The sequence below is a fragment of the Collinsella aerofaciens genome (assembly GCF_039752775.1).
GTDB classification, from domain to species: Bacteria; Actinomycetota; Coriobacteriia; order Coriobacteriales; family Coriobacteriaceae; genus Collinsella; species Collinsella aerofaciens_R.
The window spans coordinates 33,762-53,642 of record NZ_JBDMGT010000004.1 but is presented as its reverse complement, the minus strand read 5'-3'; the positions used below and the strand labels follow the sequence as shown (position 1 = coordinate 53,642).

Annotated in this window: 14 protein-coding genes; 4 read left to right on the top strand and 10 right to left on the bottom strand. The window is 60.3% G+C overall.

All coding sequences use genetic code 11. The features are described from left to right. Positions 1-81: 81 nt before the first annotated feature. The 5 genes from ABHR63_RS02110 to ABHR63_RS02090 form a co-directional block, all read right to left on the bottom strand. Positions 82-1,002, bottom strand: coding sequence for a PTS system mannose/fructose/sorbose family transporter subunit IID (locus tag ABHR63_RS02110; protein WP_055310058.1), 921 nt, complete (start codon positions 1,000-1,002; stop codon positions 82-84). Positions 1,003-1,018: 16 nt separating this feature from the next. Further along, positions 1,019-1,837, bottom strand: a complete 819-nt coding sequence (locus ABHR63_RS02105; protein ID WP_006235195.1) for a PTS mannose/fructose/sorbose transporter subunit IIC — start codon at positions 1,835-1,837, stop codon at positions 1,019-1,021. 18 nt (positions 1,838-1,855) lie between these two features. Then, the gene (locus ABHR63_RS02100; protein WP_148332486.1) at positions 1,856-2,845 is read right to left on the bottom strand and encodes a PTS sugar transporter subunit IIB; all 990 of its coding nucleotides are present in this window, start codon (positions 2,843-2,845) and stop codon (positions 1,856-1,858) included. 337 nt (positions 2,846-3,182) lie between these two features. Further along, positions 3,183-3,611, bottom strand: coding sequence for a hydrogenase maturation nickel metallochaperone HypA/HybF (locus ABHR63_RS02095; protein WP_195569004.1), 429 nt, complete (start codon positions 3,609-3,611; stop codon positions 3,183-3,185). A gap of 194 nt (positions 3,612-3,805) precedes the next feature. Beyond that, positions 3,806-6,583 carry an FAD-dependent oxidoreductase gene (locus tag ABHR63_RS02090; RefSeq protein WP_195569005.1) on the bottom strand — a complete coding sequence of 926 codons (2,778 nt, stop codon included), beginning with the start codon at positions 6,581-6,583 and terminating at the stop codon, positions 3,806-3,808. Between the two features lie 190 nt (positions 6,584-6,773). Here ABHR63_RS02090 and ABHR63_RS02085 point away from each other — a divergent pair, with 190 nt between their 5' ends. From ABHR63_RS02085 to ABHR63_RS02075, 3 genes are all read left to right on the top strand, one after another. Then, positions 6,774-7,436 carry a TetR/AcrR family transcriptional regulator gene (locus ABHR63_RS02085; protein ID WP_138340865.1) on the top strand — a complete coding sequence of 221 codons (663 nt, stop codon included), beginning with the start codon at positions 6,774-6,776 and terminating at the stop codon, positions 7,434-7,436. A 63-nt stretch (positions 7,437-7,499) separates the two neighbouring features. Next, positions 7,500-8,507: a DUF5692 family protein gene (locus ABHR63_RS02080; RefSeq protein WP_195544659.1), complete on the top strand. Its 1,008-nt coding sequence runs from the start codon at positions 7,500-7,502 to the stop codon at positions 8,505-8,507. Positions 8,508-8,743: 236 nt separating this feature from the next. Further along, positions 8,744-10,240, top strand: coding sequence for a hypothetical protein (locus ABHR63_RS02075; protein WP_195569007.1), 1,497 nt, complete (start codon positions 8,744-8,746; stop codon positions 10,238-10,240). Between the two features lie 73 nt (positions 10,241-10,313). On the opposite strand, the gene ABHR63_RS02070 is transcribed toward ABHR63_RS02075, so the two are convergent. From ABHR63_RS02070 to ABHR63_RS02055, 4 genes are all read right to left on the bottom strand, one after another. Next, the gene (locus ABHR63_RS02070; protein ID WP_195569008.1) at positions 10,314-11,666 is read right to left on the bottom strand and encodes an ATP-binding protein; all 1,353 of its coding nucleotides are present in this window, start codon (positions 11,664-11,666) and stop codon (positions 10,314-10,316) included. 321 nt (positions 11,667-11,987) lie between these two features. Next, the gene (locus ABHR63_RS02065) at positions 11,988-12,182 is read right to left on the bottom strand and encodes a hypothetical protein (RefSeq protein WP_229066879.1); all 195 of its coding nucleotides are present in this window, start codon (positions 12,180-12,182) and stop codon (positions 11,988-11,990) included. A 132-nt stretch (positions 12,183-12,314) separates the two neighbouring features. Beyond that, positions 12,315-14,942, bottom strand: a complete 2,628-nt coding sequence (clpB, locus tag ABHR63_RS02060; protein ID WP_195569010.1) for an ATP-dependent chaperone ClpB — start codon at positions 14,940-14,942, stop codon at positions 12,315-12,317. 183 nt (positions 14,943-15,125) lie between these two features. Then, a complete protein-coding gene (locus ABHR63_RS02055; protein ID WP_195569011.1) occupies positions 15,126-15,797 on the bottom strand; it encodes a hypothetical protein in 672 nt (223 codons plus the stop codon). 234 nt (positions 15,798-16,031) lie between these two features. Between ABHR63_RS02055 and ABHR63_RS02050 the strand changes: the two genes are divergently transcribed. Then, positions 16,032-16,700, top strand: coding sequence for a hypothetical protein (locus tag ABHR63_RS02050; protein WP_195569012.1), 669 nt, complete (start codon positions 16,032-16,034; stop codon positions 16,698-16,700). A gap of 473 nt (positions 16,701-17,173) precedes the next feature. Here the strand turns inward: ABHR63_RS02050 and ABHR63_RS02045 are convergent, their stop codons facing one another. Then, a complete protein-coding gene (locus ABHR63_RS02045) occupies positions 17,174-19,474 on the bottom strand; it encodes a hydratase (protein WP_346964978.1) in 2,301 nt (766 codons plus the stop codon). Positions 19,475-19,881 lie beyond the last annotated feature (407 nt).

The following is a 19,881-nucleotide window of genomic DNA, read 5'->3' as shown; positions in this document are numbered from 1 at the left end:
CAGTGTACCCACCGGGTGCGGTCCGTTTCAATGGCTCAAAAGCCCTTGCCTAGCAATTCTCGGTCTTAAGCCGAAGCGTGCTTACATGAAGCCGCAGAAGCGACCGATGATGCCGACGGCGAAGAGAGCCAGGATGATGACGATCGGGCTGACCTTCTTCTTGAGGAGCTTGCAGACCAGCAGGGTCAGGCACACGGCGGCAAGGCCGGGGATGAGCTGATCGAGGTTGGCCTGAAGCGTGGTGACCTTCATCTGATCAAGGGCGGTAGCACCGACGGAGTTGTACATCGTCAGCGCTTCCTTGATACCCTCGGAACCGGAGGGCAGGCTAGCCCAGTCGATAAAGGCGCCAGCAGACTGCTTGACCGTGGAGACGATCGGGGTGAAGGAAATGGACACCCAGCGCTCGACCAGGGCGCCGATGATGAACATACCCAGGATGGAAGCGCCCTCGGTGACCTTGCCCATCAGACCACCGGAGAGGTCCTTGGCGATGGAGGAGCCGACCTTGTAGCCAAACTCCTGCGTGTACCACAGGAAAGCGTAACGGATGATGTTCCACGCGAAGAAGAACAGCAGCGGACCGACGATGCTGCCGGACATGGCCAGGGAAGCGCCCAGAGCGCCCAGAATCGGGCGAAGGGTGAACCAGAAGACGGGGTCGCCGACGCCGGCGAGCGGGCCCATCATACCGACCTTGACGCCCTGAATGGCGACGTCGTCAATCGGGGCACCGTTGGCGCGTTCCTCCTCGAGAGCGAGGGTAACGCCAATGACGGGGGCGGAAACATAGGGGTGGGTGTTATAGAACTCCAGGTGGCGCTTAAGAGCGGCAATCTGGTCATCCTTGCTGGTGTAGAGCTTCTTGATCGCAGGGATCATTGCGAAGCACCAGCCGCCGTTCTGCATACGCTCGTAGTTCCACGAGCCCTGAAGGAACTGATGACGGAAGCAAACCTTCTTGCGGTCAGCCTTGGTGAGCTGAATCTTGTTCTCTGCCATATGTATCACTCCCCTCCTACTCGTAATCGTTCAGAATGTCGCCGAGCGGGTCGCCGGAACCACCGCCCATGCCGCCACCCTGCTTGGCCAGATCCTTAAGGCCAAGGTAGATGAGGGCAAGGGAGATGCCGATGAGACCAAGGGCGATCAGCGTGAGCTGAGGGATGGCAGCAAGGACAAAGCCGAGGACGAAGAACGGCCAGGTCTCCTTGGTGGCCATCATGTTGATGACCATGGCGTAACCGACGGAAGCGACCATGCCGCCGCCGACAGCCATGCCGCCGGACAGCCAGTCGGGCATAGCGTTAAGCGCGTTGGTAACGGCCTCGGCCGGGATGACGCACAGAAGCACTGCCGGGATGGCGATACGAAGGCCCTGCATGAGGATGGCAGCATACTGCCAGCGCTCGATGCCGGAGAAGTCGCCCTTCTCGGCGCAACCGTCCATGGCGTGAGCGATAGCGGTAGCAATGGTACGGCAGATCATGGTCAGGAACAGACCAGCGACCGACAGCGGGACGGCGACGGCGATAGCGGTGGTAACGGCCTTTGCCGAATCAGTGGCGCCACCGTTGAGGGCGAGCACCATGATGATCGAAGAAGCGACCGAGGCCAGAGCGGCGTCAGGCGCGACAGCGGCGCCGACGTTAGCCCAGCCAAGGGCCATCATCTGGAGCGAACCGCCCAGGAGGATGCCCTCCTGAAGGTGACCGGTTACGAGACCGATAAGCGTGCATGCCACGAGCGGCTGATGGAACTGGAACTCATCCAGAATGCCTTCCATACCGGCAAGCAACGCGACAATCGCAACAAGCAGAATAGTGATTGCAGACATGTATCGGACCCTCCTTTACTATGCTTGAGCGGCCAGTTCGGCCTTAGCTTTCTTCAACATGGCGTCGAGATCCTCGGAGGAATCCGAAGGAACCTTGCGGACCTCGAACTTGACGCCCTTGGCCTTGAGGGCCTCGAGAGTCTTGACGTCGTCATCGCCCATAGCGACGGCGTTGGTGACGACGACCTTGCCCTTGGAGTGAGCCATGGAACCGATGTTGACTTCCTTGATGTCGACGCCGGCCTCGATGGCCTTGAGCAGATCCTGCGGGTTCTCAAAGAGCAGCATGGCCTTGGTGTCACCAAAGCGCGTGTCCTTGACGACCTCGGCCATCTTCTTGATGGGCACGACGTTGGCATGGACTCCCGGAGGGGCAGCCTGCTCGATCATGGTCTTGCGGAGCTCGTCGTGAGCAACGCCGTCGGAAACCACGATGATGCGGTTGGGGTTGATCTGCTTGGTCCACGTGGTGGCCACCTGACCATGCAGCAGACGGGTGTCGATACGGACGTGGGCGATCTTGATGTGCCCGTCGCCGATGACCGTTCCCGGAGGGATGGCGCCTGCAGGAGCAGCGGCGGCCGCAGCCGGCTTCTTCTCCTCGGGCTCCAGAGACTCGGGCTTGACGCGCACGCCAGCCTTAGCCTCAGTCACGAGATGTTTTGCGATCGCATGTGCAGTGTTCTTTGCGTCAAAGCGCTGCGAATATGCCTCGATGAGCATAGGCAGGTTGACACCGGTGACGATAGCCCAGGAATCGTGGCCCTCGATGAGCCCGCTGATCTGGTTGAACGGCGTGCCGCCCCACAGATCAACGAGGAAGAGCACCTGCTCCTGGTCCTCGAAGGAAGCGACTGCTTCCTCGACCTTGGCACGGAAATCGTCGGGGCCCATGCTCGGCTCGAGCGAGACCACGGCAACAGACGGCTGATCGCCAAAGACCATCGAGCCCGTCTGCTTGATTCCAGCCGCCAAGTCCCCGTGGCTAGCAAGAACAATACTTACCATCACATAACCTCCTTTTTGTCTACGTATTTCCTACACGACATGAAGGAAGTATACCTGTTTGGTTTGTGGAATTATAGCTAAATTCGCAAAAGGTTGGATTATTTGTTTAAACGTCTAAGTTTGTTACAAATTGATTACGTTGCCGGTTTACAGCTTATTGCCTGCTAAAACGTGATTTGCTGATTGCTTTCAAAGACATATAAAGGTGCACTGTTCGTTAAGACCGCTTTTAGGTGGATCCCAATGCGTCTGCGTGCCACCATTTTGTTTAAACAGACATGACTTGACTAACCGAAGCAAATATGTTTAGAACTCTAGCCCATGTAGTCATTGGATGTTAGGCGATGTGGAGAGGGTTGGCGGCGTCGACGGCATCGGGGGCGTCGGAAGGACCGTCGGGGACAGCGTCTGCCGGGTCCTCGTCGGGGGTCTCGATCTGTTTGATCATGACCTCTTGGCCCTGCAGCAAATAGGTCTCGCCGCTACCGCAATGGGGACAGGTCTTGCCGTGCTCGACCGTCGCGTAGTCGCGGCCGCACGCCTCGCAATGCGTCACGGCCTCGACAGGCTCCACGATAAGCTCCGCGCCCTGCGTGATAGGCTTTTTATCCGCCGCCCAGCGCCAAGCGTCGAGTAGTAGATCGGGGACGACGCCCGAGACCTCGCCCAGCAGCAGCGTGACGCTCGAAACGCGACGCACGCCATGAGCGCGCGCCACATTCTCAACATCGCGAATGATGTGATAGACGATTCCGAGCTCGTGCACTTTTAATTCCTTCCGCCGTTCTACCGAACGGCGGTCGGCTTGACGCTGCGCGAGCCCCAGACGGGCGATCTGCCTTTCAATCGTCGGGCATGGGCAAAAGCCCTATGCCCTCCTCTTTCAAGGCACCTCGCCACGCCTGGGACTCGCTCGCTGTCCAACCGCTCTCTGCGCCGTTCTCCTGCTTGTTGCGTTTCTTACTTCTTCCCGAATTTAATCTTGATGGCGCGCTTGAGCGCGTACTTGCCCAGGCTTGGAAGCTTTTGCTCGTATTTGACCATCGTGGAGCACTCGGGGCGGTCGCGATCCAGATGGATGGCGTCGAACGCGCACTTGGTGGTGCACAGGCCGCAGCCGATGCACTTGTTGGGGTCGACGATCGAGGCACCGCAGCCCAGGCAACGGGCGGTCTCGGCGCGCACCTGCTCTTCGGTAAAGGTCTCGACGTACTCGCTAAACGGCGCGGCCTTCTCGCGCTCGCGGTCAACGTGGGCAACCTCGCGGCTCGCGTTGTCGTAGCCCTCGAGCACAACGTCGTCGCGGTCGAGCGCGGTGTAGCGGCGCTGGTTGCGGCCGATGGTGAGCGTGGAGCCCGGCTGCACAAAGCGGTGGATGGACACGGCGGCCTCGTGACCGGCAGCGATGGCGTCGATGGCAAAGCTCGGACCGGTGTAGACGTCGCCCCCCACAAAGATGTCGGGCTCGGCGGTCTGGTAGGTCTGGGGATCGGCAAGGACGCCCTGGCCGCGGCCGAGCTCCACCTTGGAGCCAGCTAGCAAGTCGCCCCACACAATGGACTGGCCAATCGACATGACCACGCGGTCGGCGTCGACGCGGCGCAGGTCATTCTCGTCGTACTCGGGCGCAAACCGGCCCTTGTCGTCAAAGACACGCGTGCAGCGCTTGAAGGTGATACCACACACACGGCCGGTCTCGTCCAGATGGACCTCCTTGGGACCCCAACCGCAGCTGATGTGCGCGCCGTCCTCAATGGCCTCGCGACGCTCCTCCTCGCTGGCGGGCATCTGGGCCTCGCTCTCCAAGCAGAACATCTCAACATGCTCGGAGCCCAGACGGCAGGCGTTGCGGGCAACATCGATGGCCACGTTGCCGCCGCCCACCACGATAGTGCGGCCGGACAGGGTATCGATCTTGCCGCTGTTGACCTCGCGCAAAAAGTCGACGGCTACGGTCACGTCCTCGGCATCCTCGCCCGGAATACCGGCGAGGCGGCCACCCTGGCAGCCGATGGCAACATAAAAGGCCTTAAAGCCCTGCGCGCGCAGTTCGTCGAGCGTCACGTCGCGACCGACCTCCACGCCATAGCGGAACTCGGCACCCATCAGGCGAATGACCTCGACCTCGGCCTCGATAACATCCTTCTGCAGCTTAAAGCTGGGAATACCGTAAGTGAGCATACCGCCCGGGCGCTCGTTCTTCTCGAATACGACGGGCTTGTAGCCCTTCTCGGCCAGATAGAAAGCGCAGGACAGACCGGCCGGGCCGGCACCGATGATGGCGATCTTCTGGTCGAAGCCGCCGGCACGCGTCGGGGTCACCACAGGCGGGACATAGCGGGTCGCGGCATCCAGATCGCGCTGGGCGATAAACTTCTTGACCTCGTCGATAGCCACGGCGGCGTCCACACGGCCGCGGGTGCAGGCATCCTCACAGCGGCGGTTGCACACACGGCCGCAGATAGCGGGCAGCGGGTTCTCGCGCTTGATGAGCGCCAGCGCCTCGTCATAGCGACCCTGAGCCGCGAGCTTCAAATAGCCCTGAACGGCGACATGCGCGGGGCAGGCCGTCTTGCAGGGAGCGGTGCCGGACTCATGCGTCTCGATGCGGTTGTCGTTGCGGTAGTTGGGCGACCACTTGGTGTGGTCCCACTTGGTGGCATCGGGCAGCTCCTGGCGCGGATACTCGGGCACCTGTCCGCCGGCCTTTTTGCTGCAGAGCTTCTGGCCCAGCTTAGCGGCACCGGCCGGGCACACCTCAACGCAGCGACCGCAGGCCACGCACTTGTCCTTTTCGACCTTGGCGACATAGGCCGAGCGCGACAGGTTGGGCGTGTTGAACAGCTGCGAGGTGCGCAGGGCATAGCACACGTTGACGTTGCAATTGCAGATGGCGAAGATCTTGTTCTCGCCGTCGATGTTGGTGATCTGGTGCACAAAGCCGTTGTCCTCGGCCTGGCGCAGGATGTCGTAAACCTCGTCGCGGGTCACGTAATGGCCACGATCAGTCTCGACCACGTAGTCGGCCATATCGCCCACGGCGATGCACCAATCGGCCGGGTCGTCGGCGCAGCCCTCGCCCATCACGCGACGGCTCGCGCGGCAGCTGCAGGTGCTGGCGGCATACTTACCCTCGTATTTGTCGAGCCAGTGCTCGATATGCTCAATAGGCACCGAGGTGCTCGCGGCGTCGATGGCCTTCTCGACCGGAATGACGTGCATGCCGATACCGGCGCCTCCGGGCGGCACCATCGGCGTGGCCTTGGACAGCGGTCCCTTGGACGCCTGCTCAAAGAACTTGGCATAGACCGGATGCTCCTCGAGCTGGCTCACGCGCATGTTGAGGAACTCGGCAGAACCCGGCACCAGCATGGGCAGCACCCACTGCTTGGCGCGCTCGGGGTTTTCCCAGTTGTACTCGAGCAGACCCGTGTAGCTCATGTCGTCGAGCATCTTCTCGATCTGGGCCTCGGGCATGCCGGTGAGCTTGACCATCTCGGGCAACGTATAGGGACGGCGCATCTTCATCTTGCAGAGCACTTCGGCCTGCTCGTCGGTCGCGGCCTCGGCAAACGACCAGTACTCGTAGCCCAGCAGCTCGTCGCGATGCAGCAGACGGTTGGTGCAGTGCTCGCACAGCTTGACGATGGCCTCGCGCGGATGCTCCGGCAGCGGCGGCACGAACTCCGAACCGATGTCGGGCTCGGTGTAGCTAATCCCCGGTCCGTTGAGAATCATGGTTGTCCCTTCTCTTGCCACAGCCCGGCGAGACCGCGGCGCCCCTCTTTTTTTTGCAGGCCGGGCATGCCCCCATGCCGTTCACCCGCCATTGTTGACATTGTGTCAAAAATAGTATTGACGAACCGTCAACAATATTCAAGACTGTTAGGCGAACGGTCAGGCAAAAGAGGATGAAAGGCGGCAAAACATGGGCAACAACACAGCAGGTACCTCTGTGGTCGATGCCGTCCCCGCATCCGATAGCGCGGCAAAGCGCCTGACGGGCGACGAACGCCGTCGCGAGATCCTCGATGCCGTGCGCACCGTAAGCTCCGAGCTGGGCGTGTCCCACCTATCGGTATCGGCCGTGACCAAGCGAGCCGGCTGCACGCGTTCATTGTTCTACCACTACTTCGCCGACATGGACGCCGCCGTCACCGCTGTTATGGACGAGGCGATCGACGGCTTTATCTCCGAACTCGAGCGGTGGAACGCCGACCGCACCGTCGGTGATATCGAGGGCGCGCTCGACACCGTCGCCCCGCTCTTTAAGCGCCTGGTCGCCAGCGGCCACGAGCTGCCGAGCACGCTTACCTCGAGCAGCGGCGCGCTCTACGGCGGCTTTTTGCACAACGTGGTCCAGCGCGTGGCGCAGTATATCTGCGACACCACCGTAGTGGATTTTGTCGCCCATCATGAGCTACGCATCGACCATGTCTACGAGACGTTCTACACCCTCATCATGGGCCTTTTGATGTATATCCGCACGCACCCCGATGTGCCCGACGAAACGGTCAAGGAAATCATCGCCTCGACACTCCACATCGAGGGCTATACCGCCAAGTATCCGGAGCGCAAGCCCCAGAACTGACGACATTTGGCCAAACTGCCCGCGATCAGAAGAGGGGCCGCGGGCGTGTGAAAGGAGAGCAGCATGCTGTTCGATGTTTGGGGTAGCGATACCCTTATCCACTGGGCCGGCTGGGCCATGGTCTTTATTGGCCTGATCGTGCTCAACGAAGTCGGCCGCCGCACCAAGCTGGGCGCGGCAATCATCTTTGGCGTGGCTCCGCTGGCCATGACCATCTACTGCGTCGCCATCGCCATCGGCGTCTCGCAGGGTGCCGAGTGGGCGCTCACCAACCCCACCCATGTGTACCAGAACAGCTGGTTCCACTACGCCAAGGTATACGCGGCGCTGGCCGGCTGCTGGGGCTTCATTGCCATTAAGTACCAGTGGGGCAAGATCGGCAAGGCACATTGGTTCCGCGCATGGCCGTTTGTGATCGTCGCCATCAACATCATGATTGCCGTCGTATCCGACTTCGAGAGCGCCTATCACTTCTTTGTCCTGGGCGAGTCCACCTGGGTCACCTCCGAAGGTGCTACGCAGCTGGCCGGCTGGAACAACGTGTTCAACGGCATCGCCGGTATCATCAACATCTTCTGCATGACCGGTTGGTGGAGCGTCTACGCCTCCGAGGATCAGACCGATATGCTGTGGCCCGATATGACCTGGGTCTACATCATCGCCTACGATATCTGGAACTTCTGCTACACCTACAACTGCCTGCCCACCCACTCCTGGTTCTGCGGCTTTGCGCTGCTGCTGGCGCCCACCGTCGCCGCCTTTATCTGGAACAAGGGCGGCTGGATCCAGAACCGCGCCTTTACGCTGGCCATTTGGTGCATGTTTGCCCAGGTGTTCCCGTACTTCCAGGAGGAGTCCATCTTTGTGACCCACTCCACGCTCGACCCCGGCGCCGCTACCGCGGTCTCGATCGCCGCACTGGTCGCCAACGTCGCCGCGATCATCTACATCGCCTACCGCGCCAAGAAGCTCGGTCGCAATCCCTACAAGCAGGATGTCTTTGAGGGCACCAGCGATTGGGAGAAGGCCACCGCTCGTCGCGCCAAGGTCGATTACGCTCACGCCGAGTAACATGTTGGTCGCTGTTGGCGCCTGGGCATAGGCCCGCCCGCCAGGTTTTTCATCCAATGCCTCGCAGAGCCCCCGGAAAGCGTTTCGCTCGCTTTTCGGGGGCTTTTGTCGTTGCGTCTCTATTCATCTATTCAAAAACATGCGCATATATAAAATCGGATTTCAAATCATGAGGCGGCTCTATGGGGTCCCGTTTTTGGGTACAGTGTTGTCCCGATATTGAGCTTGGGGGATGTATGAATGATGAGACGATGGGCCAAGAGGATGCGGCCCAAGATGCAGAAGCGTGTGCCGAGGCCCTGGAGAGCCTAGACCGGATTTCGCTTGACGATGTTGCGTTTGACGATTCGAGCGTTGATGTGCAGGATGAGCCGGAAATCGAGGCGCAGCCCGATGATCAGGATACAGGCGACGTTGAGCCTGCCGAGGATGAGGCAGATCACGAAGACACCGAAAGCGAGGCCGACGACCAGCCCGGATCCGACACGAGCGAGGAAACCATCTTGCTCGACAACTTGCCGGCCGAAGATTCGCTGACCCGCGAGCTCCCTGGCTTAGGCTCTGCGCCTGCCGTGGACGAGACCATCGCCATGGGCGATATTCCCCTACCGTCCGTTCCTTCGGCACGCGAAGCCGAGGTTCGTCACCGTAAGATGTCGCCCAAGCGCCGCAACCTGATGGTGGCAGGCGTCGTAGCCGTCGCGCTTGTCGCCGGCGGCGCAGGCTATGCCGCTTGGAATGGATACCGGCAAGAGCAGGCCGCCGTGGTTGCCGCAAACGCCCATACCATGATGTCGGTGCAAATTGGCGTACATGCCGCGGGGCTCGACTGCTCAACTGGCTCCAAGATTCCCGTGCAGGTGAGCGGTCAGGATTCCGACGGTTCTTCCGTGAGCGAAACGCTCTACGTTGACGAGCACGGTCGCGGCATTAAGCTGCTGCCCGGCGATTACACGTTCTCCATCGCCGCCTCCCCCATCGCGGCCGACGGCACCATCTACACCGTCCCGACCACCAAGGCCCAGGTTACGGTCAAGAATGACGGGCAGGATCTGCGCGCTCAAGCCACCTTTAAGCTTAAGGTGCCCTCAGCCGACACGGTGACCGACGACCAGATCGATGCCGCCGCCAAGTACGCCGAGGAGGGCGGTGCGAGCTCCGCCGCGGCTGCCAAAGTGCTCCAGCAGGCAGCAACCGCGCGGCGCGACGCCGCCGTCAATGCCGTGAGCGCGCAAAAGGCACAGGCGTCCCGTGATGCTGACGCTCGCCACAAGGCAACCGACCTCTACCAGCTCGATATTCCCGTCGAGTGGTACGGCAAGGTCGCAACTTGGCAAAACGGAAGCACGCTATGCATCTATCTGGGCGACGACGCCAATACGCCGCTCGTGACGCTCGTCGCGGTGCGCGAGGGCGAGAGCTTTACGCCCGATGAAGGCGATACGGTTTTGGGTGCGGCCAATCTAGGCAACGGTTATACCGTCTACGCCAGCGGCCCCGTCTATCCGTATGTGGTGCCCCAGACCATCAACGGACGGACGCAGAACCCCGTGTCAACCTACCCCATGGACACGGCCATTGAGCTTGTCGAGCTTACGACCGGCAACCGCTATACGTATAGCCAGATCAAGAACGTGTTGGTCGGCAAAGACGGCAAGGCAGACACCGCGACCAAACTCGAGACCGACTACCTCGCCCAGATTCTCCTGCCGAGCATCAAAGCCCAGGACTAGCCTGGCGCAGCAAGGTGCTCCCCAACCGTGATGAAGGAGCCAGGAGGTCCTGATCCCACAGGTCCATAGATGATTAGGCAAGGAGCCACTTCCATGCGGGCACAACGTGTACCGCACCGTGCTCGCATGGAATATCGGCCTGCTCATCCATGGTAACGATTGCCGACTCGCCAAGATCGAACTGGGCCATCGAGGCATCAAGCGCGGCAATTTCGCGCTCGCGCGTTTTCTCACTTGCCATATCCACACTCACCTGAATCAGGCTATAAGCCCGCATGAGAAGTGCGTCCCCAGCCACAAAGTCCACCTCATGGCTTTTGCTCTTCTCTTTGATCAGCAGGCGGCAGACCGAGCCGGTCCTCACCGCGGGAGTCCTTCTTCTTAGCGCATTGAACACTGCGGTCTCGAGCCTCTGGCCCTGGTCCAATGCTGATGCGGGAGAGAATGCTCCAAACATCGCAGGGTCGACAGCGTAGACCTTAGACGCAGACCGCATGTTACTTGCCAATGAACGCGTGAACTCCGGCACAGAAAATAACAGGTAGGCATCCTCATAATACTCAAGTAAATCGCTGAGCGAATTACGACTGACGGGTATCTGTCTGCTCTTGAACTCGTTGTACACTTTGTTCACTGACAGCTCTCGTCCCGAAGATGCCATACACCGCGTCAAGAACAGCGATGCCAGGCGAGGGTTCTTGACGTCGTAACGTTCAACGACGTCCATGGCGACCGTTCGCGAAGCATATTCCTGTAGCAGCTGAATCGCGTCTGCAGGCGTCTGCTCAAGTGTCGCGATGAATCCCCCTTGTTCAAGATACCCGATCAGATGATGTCGAAGCAGCGCTGCATCGCTCGGGGAAAAGGTCGCATCTGGCTCGGGAACGCTCCCCGTCTTATATCGAACGTATTCCGAAAAACTCAACGGAAAAAGCTCTCGCACAAGGGAACGACCCCTGAACTCGCTCTTAAGTTCTGAGGACAGCATCTTAGAAGAAGATCCCGTCACATAGACGGTCGCTTTCTCCGTATCGACTACACGCCGCAGAAACGCACCCCATTCGGGGATTTCCTGGATCTCGTCAAAGAAAATGTAAGCGCCCTCGATTCGAGCAACAGGATACAGCGCATAGAACGTGTCGAGCACGTCCGCCAGCAGCGATGGCTCATACGGGCGCAAGCGCTCATCCTCAAAATTGAAGTAAAGCATCCGGTCAAGCTCGACGCCCCGGCCCTGAAGCCGCTGCATCTCCTGATACAGGCGATACGTCTTTCCACAACGGCGGGCCCCCACAACCACATTTACGATGTTGTCGCGCTTTGGCTCCTGTGGGTTTTCCAGATCAAGGTCTCGCTCAAAGACCTGCGGAACCCCCTGCTGTTCAAAGTCCTTTATTTTCTGGGCGATCAAGTCGTTGAATGCCATGATTCTCCAATCTTGCTCTCTAGCTAATCAAAATTATACTGATTCTTGATTAATTAGAGAGCAAGATTGTGTGTAGCTTGATTAACACTTAAGCAAGTTTTATCACCGTTATTGCTCCGAAGGATATCGAGTGGCTAAGAGGACAATCGAGCTCGAATGCGGCTCCCCGAGCAGTCAATTTGGGACGGGGCTTTTTTGACTGCCCTCCCCTGCAGAAAAATCCCTAACGCAGTTGCGGTGAAATAGGGACTGTTTTTGCTGGTCAAACCGCAAAACAATCCCTATTTCGCCGCAACTTATTGGTGGCCTTTTGGGTGGCACTCAGCGCCACGGGTCGGCTTCGAACATCGGCTCGCGCTCGGGGCGGCGATCGCTGTAGGGATCGTAGCCGTCGTCGTCCTCGTTCTCGGCACGGATGTAGGGGTCGCGCGGCTTGGGCGCCGGCTTAGGCGCAGGCTTGGGTGCGGCGGGTGCGGCATCGGTCGCCGGCGCGCTTGTCTTGATCTCGTCTTTCATCTGCATATCTCCTTGCATCGCATCCGTTCAACAACATCGATTGTCGCACGAAAAAGGGCGGCGGACCCAATTGGATCCGCCGCCCTTGGCGTTTAGAAACGGCTGGCAGATTTTAAGGCATGTCCCAAAAATCTACTCGGCATCGGGGACCTCGTAGGTGGCCGCCGGCGTGTTATCGCACACGACGGTAAAGCCGCCGTCCTTATCGACATCGACCGTCACCTGATCGCCCTCGCGCACCGTGCCGTCGATGATGGCGGCGGCGATGGCGTCCACGACCTCGCGCTGGACCAGACGCTTGAGCGGACGGGCGCCAAAGACCGGGTCCAGGCCGCCCACGGCGAGCATCTGCTTGGCCGCCGGGGTGATGGCAAGCGTCATGCGCTCCTTGGCCAGACGCGCGCGGACGTCGGCAAGCTGGATGTCGACGATCTTCTCGATCTGCGCCATGCCGAGCGGATGGAACACCACGATGTCGTCGATACGGTTGAGGAACTCGGGGCGGAAGGTCTGAGCCATGACGGCGTCGACCTGATGGCGCATCTCCTCCTCGTCCTTGCCCGAAAGCTCGGCGATAGCCTTGGAGCCCACGTTAGACGTCATGATGATAATCGTGTTCTTGAAGGACACCTGGCGACCCTGGCCATCGGTCAGACGGCCGTCGTCGAGCACCTGCAACAGCACGTTAAAGACATCCGGATGGGCCTTCTCCATCTCGTCGAGCAAGATCACGGAGTAGGGACGACGGCGCACGGCCTCGGTGAGCTGGCCGCCCTCGTCGTAACCCACGTATCCCGGGGGCGCACCGATCAGACGCTGGACGCTGAACTTCTCCATGTACTCGGACATGTCGATACGCACGAGTGCGCGCTCGTCGTCGAACAGGCACTCGGCAAGCGCCTTGGCGAGCTCGGTCTTGCCCACGCCAGTGGGGCCCAGGAAGAAGAAGCTGCCGATGGGCTTGTCCGGATCGGAGAGGCCCGCACGGCTGCGACGCACAGCCGCGGCGACGGCGGAGACGGCCTCGTCCTGACCGATGACGCGCTTATGCAGCTCGCCCTCCAGGCCCTTCAGCTTGTCGAGCTCGCCCTGCATCATCTTGGACACGGGCACGCCGGTCCAGGCACTCACGACCTCGGCGATCTCGTCGGAGGTCACCTGCTCGTTGAGGCCCTCGCCGTCCTGCTGCTTTTGTGCCTCGAGCGCAGCCTCGGAATCCTGAATCTGCTGCTGCAGGCCCGGAATCACGGAGAAGCGCAGCTCGGACGCACGGCCCAGGTCGCCGTTGCGCGTTGCACGCTCCTCTTCGCTCTTGGCCTCGTCAAGCTGGCCCTTAAGCTCCTGCACGTGGTCGATGGCGTTCTTTTGGTTGAGCCAGCCAGCCTTTTGCACATTGAGCTTTTCCTGGACCTCGGCAATCTCCTGACGCAGGGCCTCCAGACGCTCCTTGGAGGCGTCGTCGGTCTCCTTCATGAGTGCCTGCTCTTCGATCTGCAGCTGGGTGAGTTGACGTGTGGTGGCGTCGATCTCGACCGGCATGCTGTCGAGCTCCATGCGCAGGCGGCTTGCCGCCTCATCGACCAGGTCGATGGCCTTGTCGGGCAGGAAGCGGTCGGCGATATAGCGATCGGAGAGGTCGGCAGCCGCCACGAGCGCGCTATCGGTGATGTGCACGCCGTGGAAGATCTCGTACTTCTCCTTGAGGCCACGCAGGATCGAGATGGTGTCCTCGACGGTGGGCTCGGAGACCATCACGGTCTGGAAACGACGGGCGAGCGCCGCGTCCTTCTCGATGTACTTGCGGTATTCGTCGAGCGTGGTCGCGCCAATCGCATGCAGGTCGCCACGGGCGAGCGCCGGCTTGAGGATATTGCCGGCGTCCATAGAGCCCTCGGTGGCACCCGCGCCCACGATGGTGTGGAGCTCATCGATGAACAGGATGACCTTGCCTTCGGATTTTTGAACCTCCTTGAGCACGGCCTTCAAACGGTCCTCGAACTCGCCGCGGTACTTGGCACCGGCGACCAGCGCGCTCATGTCGAGCTCGATGAGGTCGCGGTCGCGCAGGGTGCTCGGCACGTCGCCGGCCACGATACGCTGAGCGATGCCCTCGACGATGGCGGTCTTGCCGACGCCCGGCTCGCCGATGAGCACGGGGTTGTTCTTGGTGCGGCGGGACAGGACCTGGATGGTACGACGGATCTCGTCGGTACGGCCGATGACCGGATCGAGTTTGCCGGCGCGGGCCAGGTCGCAGATGTTGCGGCCGTACTGCTCCAGCGCCTCAAACTGCGTCTTATCCTCGGCAGACGTCACGCGGTCATCGCCACGCAGCTCCTCGTAGACCTGTTCGATGCGCTCCTTGGTCACGCCTGCGTCGCGCAGAACGCGGCCGGCCTCGCCCTTGTCCTCGGCAAGTGCCATCAGCAGATGCTCGGTCACCACAAAGCTGTCGCCCATCTTGGTGGCCTTCTTCTCGGCCTTCTCGATGACGCGGACGAGCTCATTGGAAAGACCCATCTGCTGGCCCTCGCCCGAAACCTTGGGCGCGTGGTCGATGGCATCCTGCGTGGAGCGTGCGAGCTGGGCCGGGTCAGCGCCGATGCGCTCGATGATCACGGAGATATTGCGCTCGCCGGCACCGAGCAGGGCGGACAGCAGGTGAATCGGCTCCACCGCGCCGGCCTGCGCGTCAGCAGCCGTGCTCATGGCGGTCTGCAGCGCCTCGCGCGACGTCATTGCTAGCTTATCGATTCTCATGGAATCACCTCTCTTGGGGCGGCCGCCCTACGGGGCGGCTTCACGTTGTTCGAGAAGTATTGTTGCCAGCTTTGCGCGATCTTATACACAAATCTAAGTCTCTATATATAAGATTTTCTGAGTGTTCCCACGGCATGCAAACCACCACAAAGGGGACAGGCACCTTTGTGGTGGTCGCGGTCTCTACTCCTTCGCCGAACCCGTGCTTCCCGATTCGGCGTTCCAGGGCATCTCATCCTCGAACAGCCATGTACGGGCAGACCCACTATCGCGTGCAGCCTGCGGATCGGGCAAGCAGGTCTGTTCATAGGCATCTTGGATACACTGGCCCATAAAATCGTTGAGCTCGGTCTGGTCGCCCTCCATGACATAGGCGAGATCGCCGTCCATGATGTAGATGCCCGGACCCTCATTGCCCTCGTAGCCCGGATCGTACGAGACATCACATAACTTTGCGCCGTTTGCAGTGTCCAGCTCGATGGAAGAGTGGCATCCGCCAACCATGTCGTTCGCTTTTGCCCGATAGGACGCATATCCGTACCAACGCTTAAATGTTTTGCCCTTGAGTAGCTCGGACGCCCTATCGATCAGGCTTGTATCCGTGGTATAGCGCATGGCCCCAAGCTGAATACGCGGATAATTGCTAATACCCAGCACAGCCGGCTGCTCATCAAAATCAACGGTAATGGTCTCGGGCTTGTCGTCGCCGGTCAGAAGTTCGACAGATTGAGTCACAGGCTTGACCACCGGCTCCGTCACCGCAGCAGGTAGAAATGCCATACCGACAGCGCCCGCGCCAACCACAGCGATCGCAAGCGCCAAGACAATCAATCCAATACGGACAGAACGGCTCACGGCAAAACACCCCACAATGCAAACCTTCGCCACCCGCACTAATGATACCGCCAGCCAGCACTATTACCTAAAGGAGCCGCGCGCTCCTCACCACCACAAAGGGGACAGGCACCTTTGTGGTGGTTTTCGACGCTAACGGTCGACCATCTCGCGCCATGAGATTAAACTTGAATTGTTCTCTGAACATATCCATTTCTGCCTATCCTCAACAGATCTTTGTCTCGAGGAGCGCATATGAAGCCGTCTCATTCCACCGGCCGCAACGTCATCGCCATTCTCGCCATACCCATCGTGATGCTCTTCCTTATCGTCATCACGCCCTTTTCTTTTGGTATCGCCTCGCCCTTCGATCTTTGCGGGATGATCGACGCCGGCTCGCGTGCCACCTCGCTCTCCTTTGTCTGCCGTGGCGTGTTCTACGAATATGCAATTCCCACCGGAAGTTGGCAGTCCAAGTTACCGTTGCTCGGCAAGGTCGACGGATGCTCCCCCTATTTCTGCCTTGAACCTCAGGCGCTAAACTATCTGATCGACGACCAGCCACTCGACTCCATCACCCTCGCCTACGACTACGCACCAAACACCGATGAGCGCCACATGAACCAAGTCCTCGACAAGCTGCTTGGACAGTGCGGGCTCACCGCGGAAGCCGGTCGAACCATCTATAGCAACCAGAAATTAAAGCGAACAGAACTCCGCCGTGTCGGAAAAATCAAAGGGCGAAACGGGGCCGCCTACTGGGATGCCTGGGCAACACGCGACAAGGGCGAATTCGGACACAGCACCTATATGGTCACTGTCTACACCAAAGACGGAATTAAGGACAATGTTGACGATTTCGCGTCATCCAAACTCGGCATCCCCAAAACAACCAAACCCGCCAACCCGGATGAAATTCTGTAGAGCCGCTCATTAGAATGTCGTTCAGCGAGCACGGCAGCATCGAGCTCGCCCCCACCACCACGAAAGGGACAGGCCCCTTTGTGGTGGTTTTCGACTCTGGCGCTCAACTGTCTCGATCTGTAACACCTAGCTGCCGTTTTGGACCTCAGATGTTACAGATCGAGACGAAATGTTCAGCAGTTTCCGTTTATCTAAATCTGTAACAACTACTCGGCAAATAAGGGTCTACCTGTTACAGAACAAGACAAACCGCGGACCACCACAAAGATGTCTGCCCCCTTTGTGGCGGTTTTCGACAAAAAGAAGCCGCCCCGACAACAGAGGCGGCATCAAGCAAGTCTATTTTTAGCGTCCCTCAAGACCCAACGAGAACGCAGAAATGTAGCCCGGGGCTTACCCTTTCCCGAACGCGACCTTCGCGAAGCGCGTGAGCGGGCGGGAAAGGGTAAGCCCCGGGCGGACAATTAAGTGCGTTACTCGGCAGCGGCCTTGAACTTGTTGTAGTTGATCAAGCAGCCGGCCTTGACGATGGCACGCTCCTCTGCCGTCATATCGGCAATGTAGAGCTCAATCTGCTCAACCGCACCGTCGGCACGCACCACGTGGGCAGCGATGTTCTTCAGGTCGCCATCGAGCGCGGCACGGATACCCGGCACAAAGACGTAGTCGCCCACCTCAAAGTTGGGCTCCGCCTCCATCTGGAAGGGCACCATGCCCCAGTTCATCACGTTGGAGCGATAGCGCTTGGTGGCGTACTCGTGGACGATGTTGGCCAGGCCGCCAATCACGCGCTGGCAGCTCGCGGCCTGCTCGCGGGCGGAACCGTCGCCGGGCTTCTTGGCATAGAGCATAGAGCCGTACTCGGTCGCCTTGGCATCGGCCGTGACACCCGCGCCGGCCAGTGCCTCAAACACGCTGGCAAGCTCAGCATCGAGTGCCGCCAGGTCGCCCGCGGCCTCGCCGGCAACGCGGCGCTTCTCCACGGCGTCGACCTCCTTGGAGCGGCCCACGTAGGCCGGGTCGCGGCGGCTGAGCGTAAACTCGGCCAGGCCCGGCGGGTTGGAGCGGAAGGAGCTCGTCTCGCCCGAGGGAATGAGCTCGTCGGTCGTGGTGACCGGATCCATGATCTTGGAGCACACCTTGAGCAGGATGTCGTCGCCGAGAGGCTCCATCGCGGGCCACGGCTTGATGTTGGGACCCTCGACAAGCTCGTCGGCAGGCTCCGCCTTGCCAAAGCCCCAGTACACACGCTTTTTGTACGGTGCGTCGTCAAAGGTGTACTCGCAGGCCTCGTCCCAAGTCTCCTCGGGCAGGTCGGTCGCCGGCGTCAGGATGCCGCCGTTGGCAGCCGTCGCCGCAATGGAGCGGGCGTCCATCAGGGCCACGGCGCTCAGCTGGCCATTACCCGGCTTGGAACCCTCGCGGTTGGGGAAGTTGCGCGTGGTGTGGCGGATGGACAGGCCGTTGTTGGCGGGCGTGTCGCCGGCGCCAAAGCACGGACCGCAGAACGCCGTGCGCACGATCGCGCCGGCCTCCATGAGGTCGTAGATATAGCCACGGCGCGTAAGTTCGAGCGCCACGGGCTGGCTTGTAGGATAGACCGACAGCGAGAACTCGCCGCAGCCGGTGTTGGCGCCCTTGAGCACGCGGGCAGCCTGGACCACGGAGTCGTAGTTGCCGCCCGAGCAGCCGGCGATAACGCCCTGCTGCACGCGCAGTTTGCCGTCGACGATCTTGTCGAGCAGGCTAAAGTGCGTCTTGCCCTCGCCGATCTTGGCGGCCTCGAGTTCCACCTCGTGCAGGATGTCCTCGAGGTTCTCGTTGAGCTCGTCGATCTCAAAGCCGTTGGAAGGATGGAACGGCAGCGCGATCATGGGCTTGATGCTCGACAGGTCGACCTCGACGCAGCCGTCGTAGTAGGCGACATCGGCGGGCTTGAGTTCGCGGTAGTCGTCGCCGCGGCCGTGCATGGTCAAAAACGCGTGCGTATCCTCGTCGGTAGCCCAGATGCTCGACAGGCAGGTGGTCTCGGTGGTCATGACGTCAACGCCGTTGCGGTAGTCGGTCGTCATGCTCGCGATGCCGGGGCCCACGAACTCCATGACTTTGTTCTTGACGTAACCCTTGGCAAAGACGGCACGGATGATGGCGAGCGCCACATCGTGCGGGCCAACGCCGGGGCGCGGGGCGCCCGTGAGGTAGATGGCCACGACGCCGGGATAGGCGACATCGTAGGTGTCGCGCAGCAGCTGCTTTGCCAGCTCGCCACCACCCTCGCCCACGGCCATGGTGCCCAGGGCGCCGTAGCGGGTGTGCGAGTCGGAACCCAAGATCATCTTGCCGCAGCCGGCGAAGTTCTCACGCATAAAGGAATGGATGACCGCGATATGGGGCGGAACGAAGATGCCGCCGTACTTTTTGGCAGCCGAGAGGCCAAAGACGTGGTCGTCCTCGTTGATGGTGCCGCCCACGGCGCACAGCGAGTTGTGGCAGTTGGTGAGCACGTAGGGCAGCGGGAACTGCTCCATGCCCGAGGCGCGCGCCGTCTGGATGATGCCGACGAAGGTGATGTCGTGGCTCGCCATGGCATCGAAGCGAATCTTGAGCGTCTCGGGGTCGCCGGACGTATTGTGTGCCTGAAGGATCGAATACGCGATGGTGCCGCGCTTGGCATCCTCGGGCGTCTGCGTAATACCGCGCTCGGCAGCCTCGGCCTCAGGCACAACCTCGCTGCCGTTACGCAGGTAGATGCCGTCCTCGTACAGCTTGACCATACTGTCTCCCACTCTGCCCAAAAGATTTGGGCGCATAGCATACATTCGTTCAATATCGTGCCATAGAACGGTTGCGAGTGGGTTACGAATCTGCGCGTTCACTTTATCTCAGTAAAGCAAAGGACGAGCCCCTTGCATCACTCTCTGGACAAGGAGTGTCCCAAAGTGCCGGCACAAAAGGAACGTCCCCAAGTGCCAAGTGCCGCAAGAATGTCCCCTTTGACCAGTCATTTAAGAACGTCCCCAATGACTACCGCATCCGGAGCAAGGCAACGCCGCAGGTAGAGGACGGACAGCGAGCGACGTCCAGAGCGAACAGGTTGGCATGAAAAAGGCAAGGCATAGACCTTCTGGTCATGCCTTGCCTTTTGAATGACAAATTGTCGCTCTGGACGTCGCGCAGCGTC

Coding starts and splice junctions, on each gene's coding strand:
- ABHR63_RS02045 (WP_346964978.1), bottom strand. CDS start 19,474: ATGGTCAAGCTGTACGAGGACGGCATCTACCTGCGTAACGGCAGCGAG.
- ABHR63_RS02050 (WP_195569012.1), top strand. CDS start 16,032: ATGAAGCCGTCTCATTCCACCGGCCGCAACGTCATCGCCATTCTCGCC.
- ABHR63_RS02110 (WP_055310058.1), bottom strand. CDS start 1,002: ATGGCAGAGAACAAGATTCAGCTCACCAAGGCTGACCGCAAGAAGGTT.
- clpB (WP_195569010.1), bottom strand. CDS start 14,942: ATGAGAATCGATAAGCTAGCAATGACGTCGCGCGAGGCGCTGCAGACC.
- ABHR63_RS02075 (WP_195569007.1), top strand. CDS start 8,744: ATGAATGATGAGACGATGGGCCAAGAGGATGCGGCCCAAGATGCAGAA.
- ABHR63_RS02065 (WP_229066879.1), bottom strand. CDS start 12,182: ATGAAAGACGAGATCAAGACAAGCGCGCCGGCGACCGATGCCGCACCC.
- ABHR63_RS02090 (WP_195569005.1), bottom strand. CDS start 6,583: ATGATTCTCAACGGACCGGGGATTAGCTACACCGAGCCCGACATCGGT.
- ABHR63_RS02070 (WP_195569008.1), bottom strand. CDS start 11,666: ATGGCATTCAACGACTTGATCGCCCAGAAAATAAAGGACTTTGAACAG.
- ABHR63_RS02085 (WP_138340865.1), top strand. CDS start 6,774: ATGGGCAACAACACAGCAGGTACCTCTGTGGTCGATGCCGTCCCCGCA.
- ABHR63_RS02080 (WP_195544659.1), top strand. CDS start 7,500: ATGCTGTTCGATGTTTGGGGTAGCGATACCCTTATCCACTGGGCCGGC.
- ABHR63_RS02105 (WP_006235195.1), bottom strand. CDS start 1,837: ATGTCTGCAATCACTATTCTGCTTGTTGCGATTGTCGCGTTGCTTGCC.
- ABHR63_RS02100 (WP_148332486.1), bottom strand. CDS start 2,845: ATGGTAAGTATTGTTCTTGCTAGCCACGGGGACTTGGCGGCTGGAATC.